The following is a 16,098-nucleotide window of genomic DNA, read 5'->3' as shown; positions in this document are numbered from 1 at the left end:
TGTGTCAAGTGGTTATGGGAGGGTTTTTTTATGAAAAAACGGCGATTAGTTATGAGATCCATCATCTTACTTTTACTAGGTGCTGCCGTTGTTTATACGTTATATGCAAATTTTACAAAAGATACTAAGCAAAAAGTTGCGGTGGGTGCACAGGCTCCTGATTTTGCATTGGTCGATATGCAAGGAAAAAAGCATCAGCTTTCAGATTATCGTGGACAAGGGGTATTCCTGAATTTCTGGGGAACATGGTGCCCGCCATGTAAAAAGGAAATGCCTTATATTAATAATCAGTATCATCAGTATAAAGACAAAGGTGTTCAAGTCTTGACAGTAGATATTCAAGAATCTGAACTCGCAGTTAATCAATTTGCAGAGCGTCTAAAACTGGATTTTCCGATTATGATTGATACGGATAAAGAAGTCATGAGTACTTATGGAATTGATCCGCTTCCAGCTACATTTTTGATTGATAAGAATGGCGAGGTCGTAGAGTATTATACAGGTGAACTTACGGAAGAAAAAGTAAGGGAGTTTATGGAGAAAATTAAACCTTAAGGTTGTAGGGAGTTTTTTCGAATGAATGATGTTAAATGTGAATGTGGGCATGTGAATCCCCATGGAACCGTTTTATGTGAAGCATGTGGAAAAGAGCTGATCATTCAAACTAATACAGATCAGCTTATTGATATGCGCTATGAAGGGAGTGCACGCCGTTCACAAACATACAATAAAACGATTATTGATAAAATATGGAACTTTTTTTCATCAGTAAAAGTTGGAGTTTGGTTGATTATTATTACCTTAATTGCCTCATCTCTTGGTACCATTTTGCCTCAAGAAATGTATATCGATTTACCTGCAGATGTATACTACGAGCAAGAATATGGCTGGTTTGGTAAATTATATTACCAATTGGGATTTAATAACCTATATAGTTCTTGGTGGTACTTAGTCTTGATTGCGATGATTGGAATATCACTAGTCATTTGTAGTCTTGATCGAGTTGTACCATTATATAAGGCCCTGAAGGCCCAAAGAGTAACTCGACATGAAGGCTTTTTAAAACGCCAGCGTGTTTTCGGTGTGAACGAAGTAGCGAGTGAAAGTGATTTTTCGACCGTTAAGAAACATTTACAAGCACGGCGATACCATATTCGTGAAGAAAATGGCGATATTTTAGCGGAAAAGGGTCGGTTTTCTCGCTGGGGTCCATATGTAAACCATGTTGGATTAATTATTTTCTTATTCGGTGGTATGCTGCGCTTTATTCCTGGTATGTATGTAAATGAAGACCTTTGGGTGCGGGAAGGTGAAACAGCTGTTGTTCCAGAGACGGATGGACAGTTCTATCTTCAAAATAACAAGTTCATTCTGGAGCATTACGATAAAAATAAAGATAAGACCTTTGAAAAGGCGATTGATAAGGCCGGGGAAGTTGTAAAAAATTATCAATCTAACGTTGTTCTATATAAACGGGTTGGACAAAATCTCCCTGGTGAGAAACCAACACTTAAGAAGATTGAAGATTATAAGGTACGTGTAAATTTACCACTCACATATGAAGGCTATTCGGTTTTCCAAGCTTCATTCAGGAATGAATTAAATAAAATGTCATTTGGTTTGACAAATAAAAAGACAAATAAATCCATGGGCGAACTTACAATTGACCTAAGAGACCCAAAGATGAAGTATGACCTCGGAAATGGCAATTCGGTGGAAATACTAAACTATTTTCCTGACTTTGAATTTGCAGACAATGGCGAGCCAACCACTAAATCACGTGTACCCAACAACCCTGCTTTTGTCTTTCGAATGGTGACTCCTGATAAGCCAAAAGGAGAAACAAGTTTTGTAGCCATCAAGCAAACAATTGAACCATTTGGTGCTAACCAATATAAGATGTCTTTCAAAGGAATCGAAACAACAAATGTTTCAGGCTTTATTGTTCGTAAAGATTCAACCCTATGGGTAATTATTATAGGCGGAATCATCTTTATGATTGGTGTTATTCAAGGTGCCTATTGGAATCATCGCCGCATTTGGCTTCAAAACAAAAACGGCGAAGTCTGGATTGCTGCGCACACAAATAAAAATTGGTATGGACTAAAACGAGAAATTGAAGGTGTATTGGCAGGTACGAATCTTAAAATGCCAAGCGATCAAGCGCAATTAGAAGAAACGGATAAGGGGGGAGTCTAATTGGCAACATTAAGTAGTAATTTATTATTTATATCTTTTATTCTTTATTTAGTTGCAACCCTATTTTTCGGAGGGTCGATTAAATCAAAGAAGCCAGGTAATGAAAAGGAAGGAACCAATAGATGGGGCAAAATTGCTGTCCTGTTAACGATTGTTGGTTTTATTTCACAACTGGGTTACTTTATTACTAGATGGATTGCTGCGGGACACGCTCCCGTGAGTAATATGTTTGAGTTCACGACATTCTTTGGAATGGCTCTTGTGGGTGCATTTATCGTTATTTATTTTATTTATCGGACCACCTTACTGGGATTATTTACAATGCCAGTAGCTATACTGGTTATTGCTTATGCTAGTATGTTTCCAAAGGATATTACACCATTAATACCGGCTTTACAAAGTTATTGGCTGCATATTCATGTAACTACCGCGGCGATTGGGGAAGCTATTTTATCCATTAGCTTTGCGGCAGGACTTATTTATCTTGTAAAGGCAATTGATCAAACAAAATCCAGCAGACAAACATTTTGGCTTGAAATGGTGATGTTTGCATTAGTGACCGTTCTCGGTTTTGTTGCCGTAGCTTCGATTTTTTCTGGTTTGGGTTTTCATGAGAAATTTAATTGGATCGATAAACATGATAATGTGGCAAATGTTGAATATACGATGCCTGCCCTTTCCGGACCACATGAAGGGGAACTATTAACTAAAGATGGATTCAAACCATTGTTTGAGGTTCCTGCCTTCATTAATGCAAAAAAATTAAATACTGTCATTTGGTCATTGATGGCGGGACTTGTTATTTACGGATTAATTAGATTAATTTTAAGAAAGCGAATTGCTGCAGCCCTGAAACCGATTGTTAAAAACATTAAACTAGACTTTGTTGATGAGATTAGCTACCGGTCTGTATTAATTGGTTTTCCGGTTTTTACTCTTGGCGCACTCATTTTTGCTATGATTTGGGCACAAATGGCTTGGTCTAGATTCTGGGGATGGGACCCAAAAGAAGTATGGGCATTAATTACCTTTTTATTCTATGCAGCATTTTTACATCTCCGTCTTTCAAAAGGGTGGCATGGAGAAAAGTCTGCATGGCTTGCAGTAATTGGCTTCATAATAATAATGTTTAACCTTGTTGCTGTTAATCTTATTATTGCTGGACTTCATTCATATGCTGGTTCTTAATTTAATAATTGATAACTAGAAATTTTATAGCCTTCACTTTTAAAAAAGTGGGGGCCTTTTTAAAACTTTAAATGTTTTTATGGTTTGTCAAAATATTGTCACTTTTTAAACGGGAAATTAGCAGGAAAATATAGCATAAAACAATAGTGTTTTGTAAAATAAACTCCATGGGGGGATTAATAATGGATAAAGACGTAAAAATTTTAGTGGTAGATGATGAGGAAAGAATTCGTCGCTTATTAAAGATGTACTTAGAGCGAGAAGATTATATAATTGATGAAGCAGAAGATGGGAATGAGGCATTAGCGAAAGCATTTGCTAATGATTACGATGCCATTCTCCTCGACCTAATGATGCCCGGCAAGGATGGAATTGAAGTATGTCGAGAATTAAGAGAAAAAAAGGCAACGCCAGTAATCATGCTGACCGCAAAAGGTGAAGAAATCAATCGAGTTCAAGGATTCGAAGTGGGAACAGACGATTATATTGTTAAACCATTCAGTCCTCGAGAAGTTGTCTTACGGGTTAAGGCCTTGTTAAGAAGATCATCACAAACTAGTTACCTGCAAACGGAAACAACAACGAAGGACGTCATTGTATTTCCGCACTTAACAATTGATAATGATGCACACAGAGTAACAGCTGATGGAAAAGAAGTTAGTTTAACTCCAAAAGAATATGAATTACTTTATTTCTTATCGAAAGCACCAGATAAAGTTTTTGACCGTGAACAATTACTTAAAGAAGTCTGGCATTACGAGTTTTTCGGAGATCTACGTACAGTAGATACGCATGTAAAGCGTCTCCGTGAAAAATTAAATAAAGTTTCCGAGCAAGCAGCAAGAATGATTGTTACAGTATGGGGTGTAGGCTATAAATTTGAGGTTATTAATGAATGACCTTTTTAAGAAGTGTTGTAGGAAAGCTATGGTTAACGATCCTTTTATTAGTTTCAGTTGTGCTATTCATCTTAACAATCATGCTTCTCGAATTTTTCCAAAACTACAATACTCTTGGAATGAAAGAGGATTTAACCAACACAGCCGAGAAGATTGCTAACGTTTTAGAAGGACATACTAATGGAGAATTATCACTTGGATTAGAGATATCATGGGAAATTATCGATAAAGTGAATAATGTAGTCATCATCAAAAATGATAATGAAATCTACTACTCTCCAAACACAGAAAAGACGAAAAGATTATCATTGACAGATATTAAGAATGACCCCAATTTATCACAAGTCTTTAAAAGAGACGTTAATGTAGAAAAGGTTTCCACACTTACGTTCAATGAAAATGATGATGATGATAAGGGAACTAAGTTTTCAATTATCGGTGTACCTTTGCATCTTCCTGGGGAAGAGCATAGTGCCGTCTTCATTTATCAATCAACGGAAGTCATGCAGGAAACAACTCATGAAACAACCAAATTTATTCTACTTGTGGCAGGCGTCGCAATTATTCTTACAACCATTTTTGCATTCTTTTTATCTACAAGAATTGCTGCTCCGTTAAGAAAGATGAAGGAAGCAGCATTTGAAGTGGCTAGAGGGAAGTTTGATACCAAAGTTCCCATCCTTACTCATGATGAAATTGGTGAATTAGCAACTGCGTTTAACCAAATGGGCAGACAATTGAAATTCAATATGAGTGCACTGAGCCAAGAAAAAGAACAGCTATCAAGTATCTTAAGTAGTATGGCAGATGGAGTTATTACTTTTAATCGGGACGGTACAATCTTAATTACTAATCCCCCAGCTGACCGTTTTCTACAATATTGGTATTATGAAATGGGTGGATTTAGTTCTGATTCTGAGGCTATCCCAACAGAGGTAATGGATCTTTTTCAACAAGCAGTAGATACTGAGTCAGAACAAGTTGGTGAAATTTCGTTTCAAGGCAGGCATTGGGTCATCCTAGTAAGCCCATTATATAGTAACCGATTTATCCGCGGTGCTGTTGCTGTTTTAAGGGATATGACAGAGGAACGGCAGTTAGATAAAATGAGACAAGACTTTATTGCGAATGTTTCACATGAACTTAGAACTCCTATATCGATGTTACAAGGGTATAGTGAGGCGATTGTAGATGATATTGCTGAATCCCAGGAAGAGAAAAAGGAAATGGCAAAGGTCATTTACGATGAATCATTGCGGATGGGCCGGCTTGTAAATGAGTTGCTGGACCTGGCGCGAATGGAAGCGGGTCATCTCCAATTAACAATGGAAGAAATTAATATTTCTTCATTTATTAATCGTATAATCCATAAGTTTCAGGGATTAGCTAAAGATAATGAAATTCAATTGTATACTGAAATTGAAAATGGAATCACCTCTATTTCTATTGATCCTGATCGAATCGAACAGGTACTCACTAATTTAATTGATAATGCAATCAGACATACACCTAAAGGCGGAGCAGTTAAATTAAGAGTCACATCAGACGAAAAGGGAATCATGATTAGAGTACAGGATTCTGGCTCTGGTATTCCCGAAGAAGACTTGCCGTTCGTTTTTGAACGCTTTTATAAAGCCGATAAAGCCAGAACTAGAGGAAGAGCAGGGACAGGCCTTGGACTAGCCATAGTTAAAAATATTATTGATGCACACCATGGTCATATTTCGGTTCAGAGTAAACTCGGACATGGGACGACATTTTCCTTCTTAGTACCTCGAAAATAGTAAAATGAACAAGTTTTTTGCCGATTGTTCTTGATACACGGGAAACATTTAAAAGCGGAAGCGACCGTTTAGCGCACGACAGGATTGGAACCGCTCCGCATGAGATAAAGGAAACACGAAGAGCGCCAGCGATTCGATGTTGACTTATCGCAAGGAGGAGAGAGCCAATCCACTAGTCGTTGGTCGCTGGAGCTAGATATCATAAAACTCATCCATTAAACTGGATGAGTTTTTTTATCAAACCTTTAGGAAATCAATTCCAAATTATACCTTTCATTTTGTCACAAAAAAGTCTATATTTATAAGGTGAAACTTTTTATACATATAAATCGACTAATATTTTGAACGGGGAGGGGAATGGATGGACTCCGTTTTCGATGATCTTTATCAAAAATACCATCACGACGTTTTTCAATTTCTTTTTTATATGGTTAGAAACAAAGAACAAGCAGAGGATCTTGTCCAAGAGGTTTATATAAGGGTATTTAAATCCTATCGTCGTTTTGAAGGGAAAAGCAGTGAGAAAACATGGCTGTTTTCAATCGCTAGAAATGTAGCTATTGACTTTTTCCGAAAACAAAAAGGATGGAAAGGAAGATTACTGGAAAAATTCGATTGGTCAACTGATCAACTGAAAGACGGATATCCAATTCCAGAAGATATTGCAGTACAAAGGGAAGAAATCAGATGGGTATACAATTGCCTGGAATATTGCACACTGGATCAAAGAGCTGTAATAATTTTACGTTATATACAAGATTTATCTATTGTTGAAACAGCCCAAGCATTAGGATGGACTGAAAGTAAGGTAAAAACTACACAACACCGTTCATTAAAGGTATTGAAGAAGCATATGGAATTTTCTTATGAAAAGGAGGGATTAACTAGTGAAAAAGTCAGAGTGGAGCGATAAGCAGCTCGAAGAATTATTAAGGCAGATGCCTAAAATACAAGATGATCGCAATCCTCGTGACATTTATCAAAATCTTCCAATAAGAAAAACAAAACCAAAACAATGGCTGGTACCTGGTCTTGCTACTGTTGCTGCCTTGCTCATATTCTTTATCTTAATTCCTAAATTAATGGTCGGTCCACAATACTCAGAGGAACATGCTAGTCAAGAAAAATCGTCTGTAGAGCGAGATATACAAACGGCAGATAAAAATTCAGCCATTGCTTTGAAAAAGGATGATACAAGTTCAAAAGCAAGGACATTTACAGGAGCGGATAAAACTCAAACTTTGAAAACGGCTATTTATGATGAAGAAGTGGACGGAGGAAAAGTGTTAACCTACTGGATTCCTGACCCACAAATACAAATACTTGTACCCGTTTCAACCATAATTAATGATTCAAATGAGAAAACATGGCTGGAGTTATTTAATGAAAATATGGTGAATTTAAAGGAGCAGGAATGGGGATTAAGTGAATTCTATCCTCTTAATGCTGCATTGAAACTTGATAATAAAAATAAAGCAATCTTAGTGGATGTGCCATTATACCATCAGTACGGACAAGGTTCTGCGACAGAAACAAATTTTATTAATGTACTGCAAAAAGATTTCTCCTCCAATAGTGATTTAAAAAAGATAAGATTTTCAACCAATGGTGAACCAGGCATTGAATTGGGGAATTATGGTCATCAGGAAAAAATAAGCATACAGCAACAAAAGAATCATGCCTTCTTCTTTTACTATTCCGAGGGTAATGAAATACCCTTCTTAGTCCCATCTATAGAAAAATATAAAGATATTAAGATGGCTGTAGAGGATATGAAAAAGGATCAACCCACATTAGGATTAAAAAGTTCGCTTTTACCTGCACTGCCGATAAATGAGGTGTCTATTCAAGAGAAAACATTAATTGTATCAATGAAGGAAGATACGATCCTTCAAGATGATCAAGCAACAATAAACGCTTATGAGTCACTGTTATTAACTGCAAAAGAATTCGGATTAGATAAAGTCTTTATTACGAACCCGCCAATTAAGAATATTGGTCCATTTGACCTCTCAAAAGAGAACAAAGTACCGTTGGCCCCGAATCAACGGACATTACAATAATTTTATTTAATCAACCGTTAAAGGTTGATTTTTTTATGAATATTATTTACCGTTTCTCCAAATTATAACAAGTATGCCTAATCACTCCACAGATAAGGAATATGTTCTAAAGGTGAAAAAAACTACATATTGTGTGGAGGAGGAAAAGAATTAAGGAGAGTGACTAAAGGAAATGCGAGATTACATAAAAAGGGTTTTAATAGCCCTAATTATGGCGCTATGTGTCAGTTTGTTATTTTTAGGAGGAAAGCATTCCGAAGCTAGTATAAAGGTTGATAAAAAGATTAGGGATGGGTGGATATGGCCTGCGGATGGTATAGTTTCTGATATATATGGAACAAGGATGGGTAAGCATAAGGGGATTGATATCGCTGGAAAAATAAATACACCTGTACTTGCCGTGGCTGACGGACAAGTGGTGAAATCTTATTATTCTAATACATATGGAAATGTAGTGTTTATTAAACACCCAAGTCATTTAGTGACTGTCTACGCACACTTAAACAAGCGAAACGTATTTCAAGGGCAAAAGATTAAGCAAGGTACAGTAATAGGAAAAATGGGGGAAACTGGACAAGCTACCGGGATACATCTCCATTTTGAAACGCATCAGCAAGAATGGAGATATGATAAGAAGTTTGCCTTGGATCCAGAAACGATATTAGGAAAAGCTAAAACCGGGGAGACTGTACGCGGAGGGATTGCGGCAGGTAATGATGATGTATTAGAAGCGAGCTCACATATTAAATTCCATCATGAGGATAAAATCAAGGTGACTAACCAGCAATATATCGTCAAACACGGTGATACACTGTATTCGATTTCGAAGAAAAAAAACATCTCGGTTACCCGGATTAAAGAATTAAACCATCTTTCCACCAATCTGATTAAACCTAAACAAATATTAAATGTAAATTAATTTCGAGCAATAAAACCCGCAGGCTATTGACTGCGGGTTTTATTGCTGAAACCTTTTACTTAACAAAAGATAAGTTCTACAGTATAATTAGAAATGTAATTTAATATCGATCTATCTTCGGGGCAGGGTGAAATTCCCGATCGGCGGTATTTGAGTAAAACTCATAAGCCCGCGAGCCGTTTTATGGCAGGATTTGGTGAGATTCCAAAGCCGACAGTATAGTCTGGATGGGAGAAGATGGAGGTTCTGCAGACGTTCAAAAATAATATTTTAAAGAACGTTTATTAAGCGTGCCTTTGTAAACTCCCTCAAGCAATTATTGCTGAGGGAGTTTTTATTTACATTGGTCTCGTCTGTTTGCTGAACCTCTCTTCCTTAACGCGATGGATCAAAAAAAGGAGAGAGGAAGATGAAGAAAATGCAGAAAAAGAGGAAAATGAATGTTAGGGCTTATGTGTCAATAGGAATGCTGAGTAGTATTGCTTTTCTGCTAATGCTCATACAATTTCCATTGCCGCTATTCCCAAATTTCTTGTTTGTCGATTTCAGTGACATTCCAGCATTAATTGCCACATTGATTTTTGGACCGATTGCAGGAATTTTAGTTGAGTTTTTTAAAAATGTCCTTAATTATATTCAGACTGGTAGCCAAACGGGAATTCCTGTGGGGCAGATAGCCAATTTCGTTGCGGGTATTGTGTTTATTCTGCCAACTTATTTTGTATATAATAGACTTAAGACTAGAAAAGGTATGACGCTAGCATTAATTAGTGGGACGGCAATCATGGCAGTATTGATGAGTATTTTAAACTACTTGGTTATTTTACCTGCTTATACCGTTCTAATGGGCTTTCCAGATATGCGGAATTTAGTATTGCCAGCAATCTTACCATTTAACCTTTTAAAAGGTGTTATGATGTCCGCCATCTTCATGCTTCTGTTCATTCGGATGCAAGCATGGATCAATAAATATACGACTATTAAAAGCGCCTAAGTAGTTGAACAACAGGGGGAATCATTCCTCCTGTTTTTTATTTTGTATACAAAAATAAAAGCCCCTCACCTAAAAAAGAGAGAGGCAGTAGCTTAAACATATTATCCTAAATATTATTCAAATTTAGTCGGATTGCCATCAAAAGCTTCGTCTGCTACTTTAATGGAATCTGTAGGACAGCCTTCGAAAGCATCCATCATGTCATCGATTAATACATCAGGAATTTCAACAATTCCTTCATTATCATCAAGAGTTACGAATGCGATACCTTCATCATCGTAATCATAGATATCTGGTGCTGCTGCGCCGCAAGCTCCACATGCAATGCATGTTTCCTTATCAACAATTGTGTACTTTGCCATGAAAAAAACCTCCCAGTAAATTTAAAAAATAAGACTCATTTCCATTATAAATATGAAAACGGATAACTCATATCTATTGTAAAACTGTATCGTCAACTTTTCAATAGAAAAATGCCTTTATCCCTTTAGTTTATCCAAGTGTTTTTCTAAATCTTCCACATTTTTGGGCATCAAGATCCTTTATTTCATGGTAGAATAAAGAAGGAAAATGCAGTTTTTGGTCGAATATGTGCGAAATAAGTGATGGGAGGTTCGTATGCTCCAAATTGAATCCATCATTCTTTATAGTATAAAACAATTAAATAGGGAACGGACCATTTATTCGGTCTATCACCTTCTTAATGGAAAAAAGTCATCGCAAACTATCCAAGATGCCCATTTATTTTCGTTGAAAAGTTTTTTTGGGATTTACGAACAGTTATCTAGGGAATCTTTTGAAGAGATCATTCAATCGATGAGTGAAAAAAAGTGGATAAAAAATATCGGGGAACAGCGATTTATTTTGACTCCACTTGGAAAAGAACTCCTAGAAAAAAATCAATTGCCAAAGTATATTAATGGCTGGCTCTATCATCAAATGACAACCTTATTTTGGGAAAGATTGTCCTTATTAGTTCAGGTGATATCCAATTTAATGTTCGGAGAAACAAGATATATTCCCATCCAAAAAAACAAAGAGGTTCATAGTTGGTTAAAATCAACTCTAAAAAGTATTAACCTGCCTAGAATGGAAATGGGGACAACCGTTTATTCAGAACTAGAAAATTGTTTTGATGCAGGACATGAATTGGACCCCGCGTTTGTAATATTTCGGTTAACAGGTTTTCAACAAATTGGCTTGACCTCTCTTCAAACAGCCAAACAGTTAAATATAGATTTCCACGATTACCAAATTGGGTTTACAAATACACTGCATTATTTATTACAAAAAATTGAGGAAGATAGTAGTGAGTTTAAAATTTTGCCATTTTTAGTCAAAGGGTTAATGGAAAATGATGAATTAACAATATCAACTAGGAAAACACAGAGATTATTAAATCAAGGATATACACTTGATATGATTGCAAATATAAGGCACTTGAAATTAAGTACAATAGAAGACCATCTGGTTGAATTATCCCTAAATTCAGAAAATTTCTCTATTGATGCTTACGTAGATAGAGAGTTACAAAATAAAATCTTAGTAATTTCACGTCAAATGGCAACCAAACAGTTAAAGTTAATTCGAGAAAAGATAGTAACCGCAACATATTTTCAAATAAGGCTGGTATTGGCGAAATATGGTGATAGATAATGGAACTAGAAAAAGTATTAATAGAACATTTTGGTTATCCAAGTTTTAAGACAGGACAAAAAGAGGTCATCACATCAATCTTATCTGGTCAACATACATTGGCCATGCTCCCGACAGGAACAGGAAAATCATTGTGTTACCAACTGCCAGGGTTACTGTTAAAAGGGCAAATTTTAATAATATCTCCGCTCCTTTCACTGATGCAAGACCAAGTGGAACATTTTAAGAAATTTGGTGAAAAGAGAGTAATTGCATTAAACTCCTTTCTTAGTGCAGATGAAAGGCAAAATGCCCTTCATCAACTTAAACAGTATAAGTATATCTTCATATCACCTGAAATGTTAATGGTTCCTTTTATCCTCCGCAAACTACAAGAACTTACAATTTCATTGTTTGTGGTCGATGAAGCCCATTGTATTTCCCAATGGGGCTTTGACTTTCGACCAGATTATTCAAAACTAGGTGAAATTAGAAAAAAGTTTGGCGATCCGCTCACACTTGCGCTGACTGCAACTGCTACTAGAAAAGTAAGAGAGGACATCATTCGTTCACTTGATTTGGATGAAATTAAAAAAATAGAGTCTACCATTGACAGGCCCAATATCGGTTTTTATGTTAAAAAATTATTAGACTTCCGCGAAAAGCAAGGGGTTGTCCATGAGCTTGTTGCCAGTTTGAAAAAGCCAGGGATCATTTATTTTTCAAGTAAAAAAATGGCGGAACAAATGGCTTCCTTTTTAACAGAAAAAGGAATCTGCCGTGCGATGGCCTATCATAGCGGTTTGGACCAATCCACTAGAATACTGATTCAGCAGCAGTTTCTTTATGGACAATTAGATGTTATATGTGCAACAAGTGCCTTTGGCATGGGAATAAATAAGGAAAATATCCGGTTTATAATCCATTATCATATGCCGATGCAGATAGAATCGTATCTTCAAGAAATTGGAAGGGCGGGTCGAGATGGCAAACCAAGTATTGCCGTCCTTCTTTATACGCCTGGGGATGAACAACTGCCGATTCAGCTTGCTGAGAGTGAATTACCATCTGAGCAGCAAATAGACTGGTTGTTTAATAAGCTGGATGAGAAACGGATGTTAAAAGATGGAAAGATTACTTTAGATATCAAGCTAATGGATCTTGGCGGTTTCTCGGAAATTCAATGGCGGATTGTTGAGGACTTTGTCATAAATACGCCTCTTGAAACAATAAGTCTTAAACAATTACGAATTATTATTAAAGAGTTTATTCAGGAAAGATTAACAATTAAAAAGAATAATATTTATCGAATGAAAAAATGGGCTGAGTCTAGATTATGCAGACGTCAAAATATTTTACAATATTTTGATGAAACACTATTAAACACAGTAAACAAATGCTGTGACATATGCGGACTTCAAATAATTGACTACCAAACAAGTCATTCTAGTGATTTTCCTTTGGTGAAAAAAACGGAACAAAACTGGAAAGAATATCTTGCCAAAATTCTAATCAATAGTGAGTTGAGGGAATGAAAAAGAAGTATTTTGAATTAATAAATGGATTAACGGATAGAGATTTGCTTTTTCATCTGTATATGACACAAATAATTCTCTGTGTCATCTCATTACTATTGGGGTTTATATTTTTTGACCATTTCTCCTATTTAGAAAATATTATTCTGGATGACTCTCACATTTTTACAATTGGGATTCCTGCAGGATTAATAGTTGTGATGTTAGATGTTCTCTTAATGAAATGGCTGCCTTCTTCCTTTTATGATGATGGGGGTTTAAATGAAAGAATCTTTAGAAATAGAAACATTTGTCACATCGTACTGATTGCTTTTTTTGTAGCGTTTAGTGAGGAATTATTGTTTAGAGGAATCATACAAACAAAAGTAGGACTGGTTTTCGCGAGCATTATTTTTGCAATTATTCACTATCGATATCTTTTTAATTGGTTTTTATTTGTAAATATTGTTGTATTAAGCTTTTTGATTGGACTAATTTTTGAATGGACCAATAATTTAGCTATTACAATTGTTATGCATTTTGTTATTGATTTTTTATTAGGTGTTTATATAAAATGTAAAAGTCCAACCAGAGAAAATGAACGGGGAGAAGTGCGGTTATGAATAGCGAAGAGCCTTACAGGGACCAGGCGGAACGTTTAAAACAAAGAATAGAAAAAATTAATGAGAAAGTGGACACCAAAGACGACTTGCCGCCTCGTGAGCATATACATCGGCAAAAGAAGAAAAAAATAAAGTGGAAGTTAAAGTACCCAGTTATACGTTTATTAGTTTTGTTCTTTATCCTCCTGCCAATCATTATTTTTAGTGCAATTTCGTACCGTGATGGTGCTAAAAAAGTTAATGGAGTTCCTAAAACCACTGAGGATTCTGTTGGCTATGAAACCATTAATTTAGAAACGCCAAATGAGGAAGAAGAAACAAAAGCCGAAGATTTGGATCAATCGAAGGAAACGAATCCTGAGGATCATGAAACAGAACAAACTAGCAACGAGGTAAAACAGTCTGAAACTACAGTACCCCCAAAAAAACCAACAAAAAACTCGACAGAATCACAAATTAATTCTACTGTAACGCATACAGTTAAACCAAACGAAAACCTATATAGAATAGCCTTGAAGTACTACCATTCTCCAAAGGGGATGGACATCATTATGAAAGCCAATCATCTTCGGAGCAAACAAGTTAATGCAGGACAGGTTTTGAAAATACCAATAAACAATTAGCCGATCCCTTAGTGATCGGTTTTTTCATGAAAAAAACATAATAGAAAGGACAAGTTCATATGTATATATAGAGAAATGGAGGGTGATAAAATGGATTCTCCAATCCAATTACTTGAAAATACGGATCAAGCAACCAAACAAGCACTTGAAAATGTAAGAAAAAGGAAAGAGAAGTTTGATCGGTTTAAAAAGCGGCATATCCTTTCAATCTGGGCAACAATAATATTGGCCGCGAGTTTTTTTGTCTATTTATATCTAACAGTTGCCAGTATTTATTCCTATTCCTTTGCTGCGATGTTTTCTGCCTTTGTTAATGATTCGAATAATTTAACACTGTTAGTCTTTTGTGTGGGCATGTATGGAACCATGAACTTGTTGAAAGAGAAAAAAGACAAAGCAGAAAAAGAATACCATGAATTACGCTGTGAAATTGTTGACCGCAGTAAAGATTATTGGAAGAAAGAAGAGGAATGGAAAAGCCGCCATATTGTCTTTGAAATGATGAAAACAAAATATGACATTAATCTATATCATGAAAAGAAATAAGAAGCAGACAACAACTGCTTCTTATTTGGTATTAAAAGATTGTTTTTTTGCCACGTTCATCTTTTAATATCTCAACCGCTTCACGGAAGCGTTGCGAATGAATGATTTCCCGTTCACGTAAAAAGCGAAGGCTATCATTGATATCAGGATCATCACTTAAATTAATCAACCACTGGTAAGTGGCACGGGCCTTTTCTTCGGCTGCAATATCTTCATATAAATCTGCAATTGGGTCACCCTTTGCAGTTATATAAGTAGCTGTAAATGGAGCTCCTGCGGCATTATGGTAGTATAATGCGCTATCATGGTCGGCGTAATGTTCTGCCAATCCAGCTGCTTTCATTTGCTCTGGAGTGGCATCTTTCGTTAATTTATAAACCATCGTGGCAATCATTTCCAGGTGGGCAAACTCTTCTGTGCCGATGTCTGTCAATAGCCCAATTACTTTATCAGGAATCGTGTATCTTTGGTTTAAATATCGGAGTGCTGCCGCGAGTTCTCCGTCTGCACCGCCATACTGCTCAATTAAATATTTTGCTAACGTCGGGTTACACGTACTGACTCGAACAGGATATTGTAGTTTCTTTTCATATATCCACATTTACCTCACCCTCCTTTTTAAACTTGCCATGGCCAAGGGGTGTCATCCCAATTCCAAGGATAACTGGAGTAACTATTACCATATTGCAATAATGGACCAAATTGGCTTTCAAATGCCTTTTTTAAATGTTTTCTTTCTTTTACGTAATGATTAAATTGATTGATGGCTTCAAGATCATCATTATGTGTATCAAGGTAAAGGGTTAGTTCAACTAAAACAAAGTCGACAGCTTGGAGCTGTTCCATTAATTGATAATATTCGGCGGGAACCTGTTTCATGTGGGCAGTCCCCCTTTGGCCTTCTCAAATGTGTTAAAGTAAGGATCATAAAAGTCTTTCCATAAAGTGCCGGCTCTCAGTGCCTCAAGTGGTGTAAATTGTTGCAGGTTTGGTGGTTGAAATCCCATATATAAATGTGGTGGGGTAGAGTAAGTTTTTTCAAGGATTGGCTGGCAAGGGTCAAACGGACTCGCATACGGATGAAAGGTTTTGATATGTGTATTCATTTTAG

18 protein-coding genes and 1 riboswitch are annotated in these 16,098 nt (G+C 36.3%); of the genes, 14 read left to right on the top strand and 4 right to left on the bottom strand.

What is annotated here, in order from left to right:
- The first annotated feature begins 30 nt into the window (after positions 1–30).
- The 9 genes from resA to BR30_RS0104455 all read left to right on the top strand — a co-directional run bounded on the left by resA (position 31) and on the right by BR30_RS0104455 (position 10,046).
- Positions 31–555, top strand: coding sequence for a thiol-disulfide oxidoreductase ResA (resA, locus tag BR30_RS0104495; protein WP_026563970.1), 525 nt, complete (start codon positions 31–33; stop codon positions 553–555).
- Positions 556–576: 21 nt separating this feature from the next.
- The gene (gene resB / locus BR30_RS0104490) at positions 577–2,199 is read left to right on the top strand and encodes a cytochrome c biogenesis protein ResB (protein WP_026563969.1); all 1,623 of its coding nucleotides are present in this window, start codon (positions 577–579) and stop codon (positions 2,197–2,199) included.
- A complete protein-coding gene (gene ccsB, locus BR30_RS0104485) occupies positions 2,200–3,387 on the top strand; it encodes a c-type cytochrome biogenesis protein CcsB (protein WP_026563968.1) in 1,188 nt (395 codons plus the stop codon).
- 182 nt (positions 3,388–3,569) lie between these two features.
- Positions 3,570–4,286: a response regulator transcription factor gene (locus BR30_RS0104480; protein ID WP_026563967.1), complete on the top strand. Its 717-nt coding sequence runs from the start codon at positions 3,570–3,572 to the stop codon at positions 4,284–4,286.
- Entirely contained in the window at positions 4,283–6,070 is a 1,788-nt protein-coding gene (locus BR30_RS0104475; protein WP_026563966.1) for an ATP-binding protein, read from the top strand. The genes BR30_RS0104480 and BR30_RS0104475 overlap by 4 nt, the downstream gene beginning before the upstream one ends.
- A 361-nt stretch (positions 6,071–6,431) precedes the next feature.
- Positions 6,432–6,983: an RNA polymerase sigma factor SigX gene (gene sigX / locus BR30_RS0104470; protein ID WP_026563965.1), complete on the top strand. Its 552-nt coding sequence runs from the start codon at positions 6,432–6,434 to the stop codon at positions 6,981–6,983.
- On the top strand, positions 6,958–8,133 hold the full coding sequence (locus tag BR30_RS0104465) for a hypothetical protein (RefSeq protein ID WP_026563964.1): 1,176 nt from the start codon (positions 6,958–6,960) through the stop codon (positions 8,131–8,133). The genes sigX and BR30_RS0104465 overlap by 26 nt, the downstream gene beginning before the upstream one ends.
- Positions 8,134–8,305: 172 nt before the next feature.
- Complete coding sequence (locus BR30_RS0104460) at positions 8,306–9,052, top strand: peptidoglycan DD-metalloendopeptidase family protein (protein ID WP_026563963.1); 747 nt, start codon at positions 8,306–8,308, stop codon at positions 9,050–9,052.
- 109 nt (positions 9,053–9,161) lie between these two features.
- Positions 9,162–9,295: riboswitch (FMN riboswitch) on the top strand.
- 166 nt (positions 9,296–9,461) lie between these two features.
- Positions 9,462–10,046 (top strand): ECF transporter S component, encoded by a 585-nt coding sequence (locus tag BR30_RS0104455; protein WP_026563962.1) that lies wholly within the window; start codon positions 9,462–9,464, stop codon positions 10,044–10,046.
- 113 nt (positions 10,047–10,159) lie between these two features.
- Here BR30_RS0104455 and BR30_RS0104450 read toward each other — a convergent pair whose 3' ends face one another.
- The gene (locus tag BR30_RS0104450; RefSeq protein WP_024030326.1) at positions 10,160–10,408 is read right to left on the bottom strand and encodes a ferredoxin; all 249 of its coding nucleotides are present in this window, start codon (positions 10,406–10,408) and stop codon (positions 10,160–10,162) included.
- Between the two features lie 256 nt (positions 10,409–10,664).
- Between BR30_RS0104450 and BR30_RS0104445 the strand changes: the two genes are divergently transcribed.
- The 5 genes from BR30_RS0104445 (at position 10,665) to BR30_RS0104425 (ending at position 14,987) form a co-directional block, all read left to right on the top strand.
- Positions 10,665–11,702 (top strand): YpbB family protein, encoded by a 1,038-nt coding sequence (locus BR30_RS0104445; protein ID WP_026563961.1) that lies wholly within the window; start codon positions 10,665–10,667, stop codon positions 11,700–11,702.
- Positions 11,702–13,216, top strand: a complete 1,515-nt coding sequence (locus tag BR30_RS0104440; RefSeq protein WP_026563960.1) for a RecQ family ATP-dependent DNA helicase — start codon at positions 11,702–11,704, stop codon at positions 13,214–13,216. The genes BR30_RS0104445 and BR30_RS0104440 overlap by 1 nt, the downstream gene beginning before the upstream one ends.
- Complete coding sequence (locus BR30_RS0104435; RefSeq protein ID WP_026563959.1) at positions 13,213–13,818, top strand: CPBP family intramembrane glutamic endopeptidase; 606 nt, start codon at positions 13,213–13,215, stop codon at positions 13,816–13,818. The genes BR30_RS0104440 and BR30_RS0104435 overlap by 4 nt, the downstream gene beginning before the upstream one ends.
- The gene (locus BR30_RS0104430; protein ID WP_026563958.1) at positions 13,815–14,441 is read left to right on the top strand and encodes a LysM peptidoglycan-binding domain-containing protein; all 627 of its coding nucleotides are present in this window, start codon (positions 13,815–13,817) and stop codon (positions 14,439–14,441) included. The genes BR30_RS0104435 and BR30_RS0104430 overlap by 4 nt, the downstream gene beginning before the upstream one ends.
- Before the next feature lie 90 nt (positions 14,442–14,531).
- Positions 14,532–14,987 (top strand): YpbF family protein, encoded by a 456-nt coding sequence (locus BR30_RS0104425; RefSeq protein WP_026563957.1) that lies wholly within the window; start codon positions 14,532–14,534, stop codon positions 14,985–14,987.
- A 31-nt stretch (positions 14,988–15,018) separates the two neighbouring features.
- Here BR30_RS0104425 and cotJC read toward each other — a convergent pair whose 3' ends face one another.
- The 3 genes from cotJC to BR30_RS0104410 are packed head-to-tail and all read right to left on the bottom strand — an operon-like array spanning position 15,019 to position 16,093.
- Positions 15,019–15,588 (bottom strand): spore coat protein CotJC, encoded by a 570-nt coding sequence (gene cotJC, locus BR30_RS0104420; protein WP_026563956.1) that lies wholly within the window; start codon positions 15,586–15,588, stop codon positions 15,019–15,021.
- A 17-nt stretch (positions 15,589–15,605) separates the two neighbouring features.
- Entirely contained in the window at positions 15,606–15,866 is a 261-nt protein-coding gene (locus tag BR30_RS0104415; protein ID WP_026563955.1) for a spore coat protein CotJB, read from the bottom strand.
- On the bottom strand, positions 15,863–16,093 hold the full coding sequence (locus BR30_RS0104410) for a spore coat associated protein CotJA (RefSeq protein ID WP_026563954.1): 231 nt from the start codon (positions 16,091–16,093) through the stop codon (positions 15,863–15,865). The genes BR30_RS0104415 and BR30_RS0104410 overlap by 4 nt, the downstream gene beginning before the upstream one ends.
- Between the last annotated feature and the right edge of the window lie 5 nt (positions 16,094–16,098).

It is taken from the genome of Bacillus sp. UNC41MFS5 (genome assembly GCF_000686805.1).
This window is presented reverse-complemented; position numbering and strand designations above follow the sequence as displayed.

Coding starts and splice junctions, on each gene's coding strand:
- resA (WP_026563970.1), top strand. CDS start 31: ATGAAAAAACGGCGATTAGTTATGAGATCCATCATCTTACTTTTACTA.
- resB (WP_026563969.1), top strand. CDS start 577: ATGAATGATGTTAAATGTGAATGTGGGCATGTGAATCCCCATGGAACC.
- BR30_RS0104480 (WP_026563967.1), top strand. CDS start 3,570: ATGGATAAAGACGTAAAAATTTTAGTGGTAGATGATGAGGAAAGAATT.
- BR30_RS0104475 (WP_026563966.1), top strand. CDS start 4,283: ATGACCTTTTTAAGAAGTGTTGTAGGAAAGCTATGGTTAACGATCCTT.
- sigX (WP_026563965.1), top strand. CDS start 6,432: ATGGACTCCGTTTTCGATGATCTTTATCAAAAATACCATCACGACGTT.
- BR30_RS0104460 (WP_026563963.1), top strand. CDS start 8,306: ATGCGAGATTACATAAAAAGGGTTTTAATAGCCCTAATTATGGCGCTA.
- BR30_RS0104455 (WP_026563962.1), top strand. CDS start 9,462: ATGAAGAAAATGCAGAAAAAGAGGAAAATGAATGTTAGGGCTTATGTG.
- BR30_RS0104450 (WP_024030326.1), bottom strand. CDS start 10,408: ATGGCAAAGTACACAATTGTTGATAAGGAAACATGCATTGCATGTGGA.
- BR30_RS0104445 (WP_026563961.1), top strand. CDS start 10,665: ATGCTCCAAATTGAATCCATCATTCTTTATAGTATAAAACAATTAAAT.
- BR30_RS0104440 (WP_026563960.1), top strand. CDS start 11,702: ATGGAACTAGAAAAAGTATTAATAGAACATTTTGGTTATCCAAGTTTT.
- BR30_RS0104435 (WP_026563959.1), top strand. CDS start 13,213: ATGAAAAAGAAGTATTTTGAATTAATAAATGGATTAACGGATAGAGAT.
- BR30_RS0104430 (WP_026563958.1), top strand. CDS start 13,815: ATGAATAGCGAAGAGCCTTACAGGGACCAGGCGGAACGTTTAAAACAA.
- BR30_RS0104425 (WP_026563957.1), top strand. CDS start 14,532: ATGGATTCTCCAATCCAATTACTTGAAAATACGGATCAAGCAACCAAA.
- cotJC (WP_026563956.1), bottom strand. CDS start 15,588: ATGTGGATATATGAAAAGAAACTACAATATCCTGTTCGAGTCAGTACG.
- BR30_RS0104415 (WP_026563955.1), bottom strand. CDS start 15,866: ATGAAACAGGTTCCCGCCGAATATTATCAATTAATGGAACAGCTCCAA.
- BR30_RS0104410 (WP_026563954.1), bottom strand. CDS start 16,093: ATGAATACACATATCAAAACCTTTCATCCGTATGCGAGTCCGTTTGAC.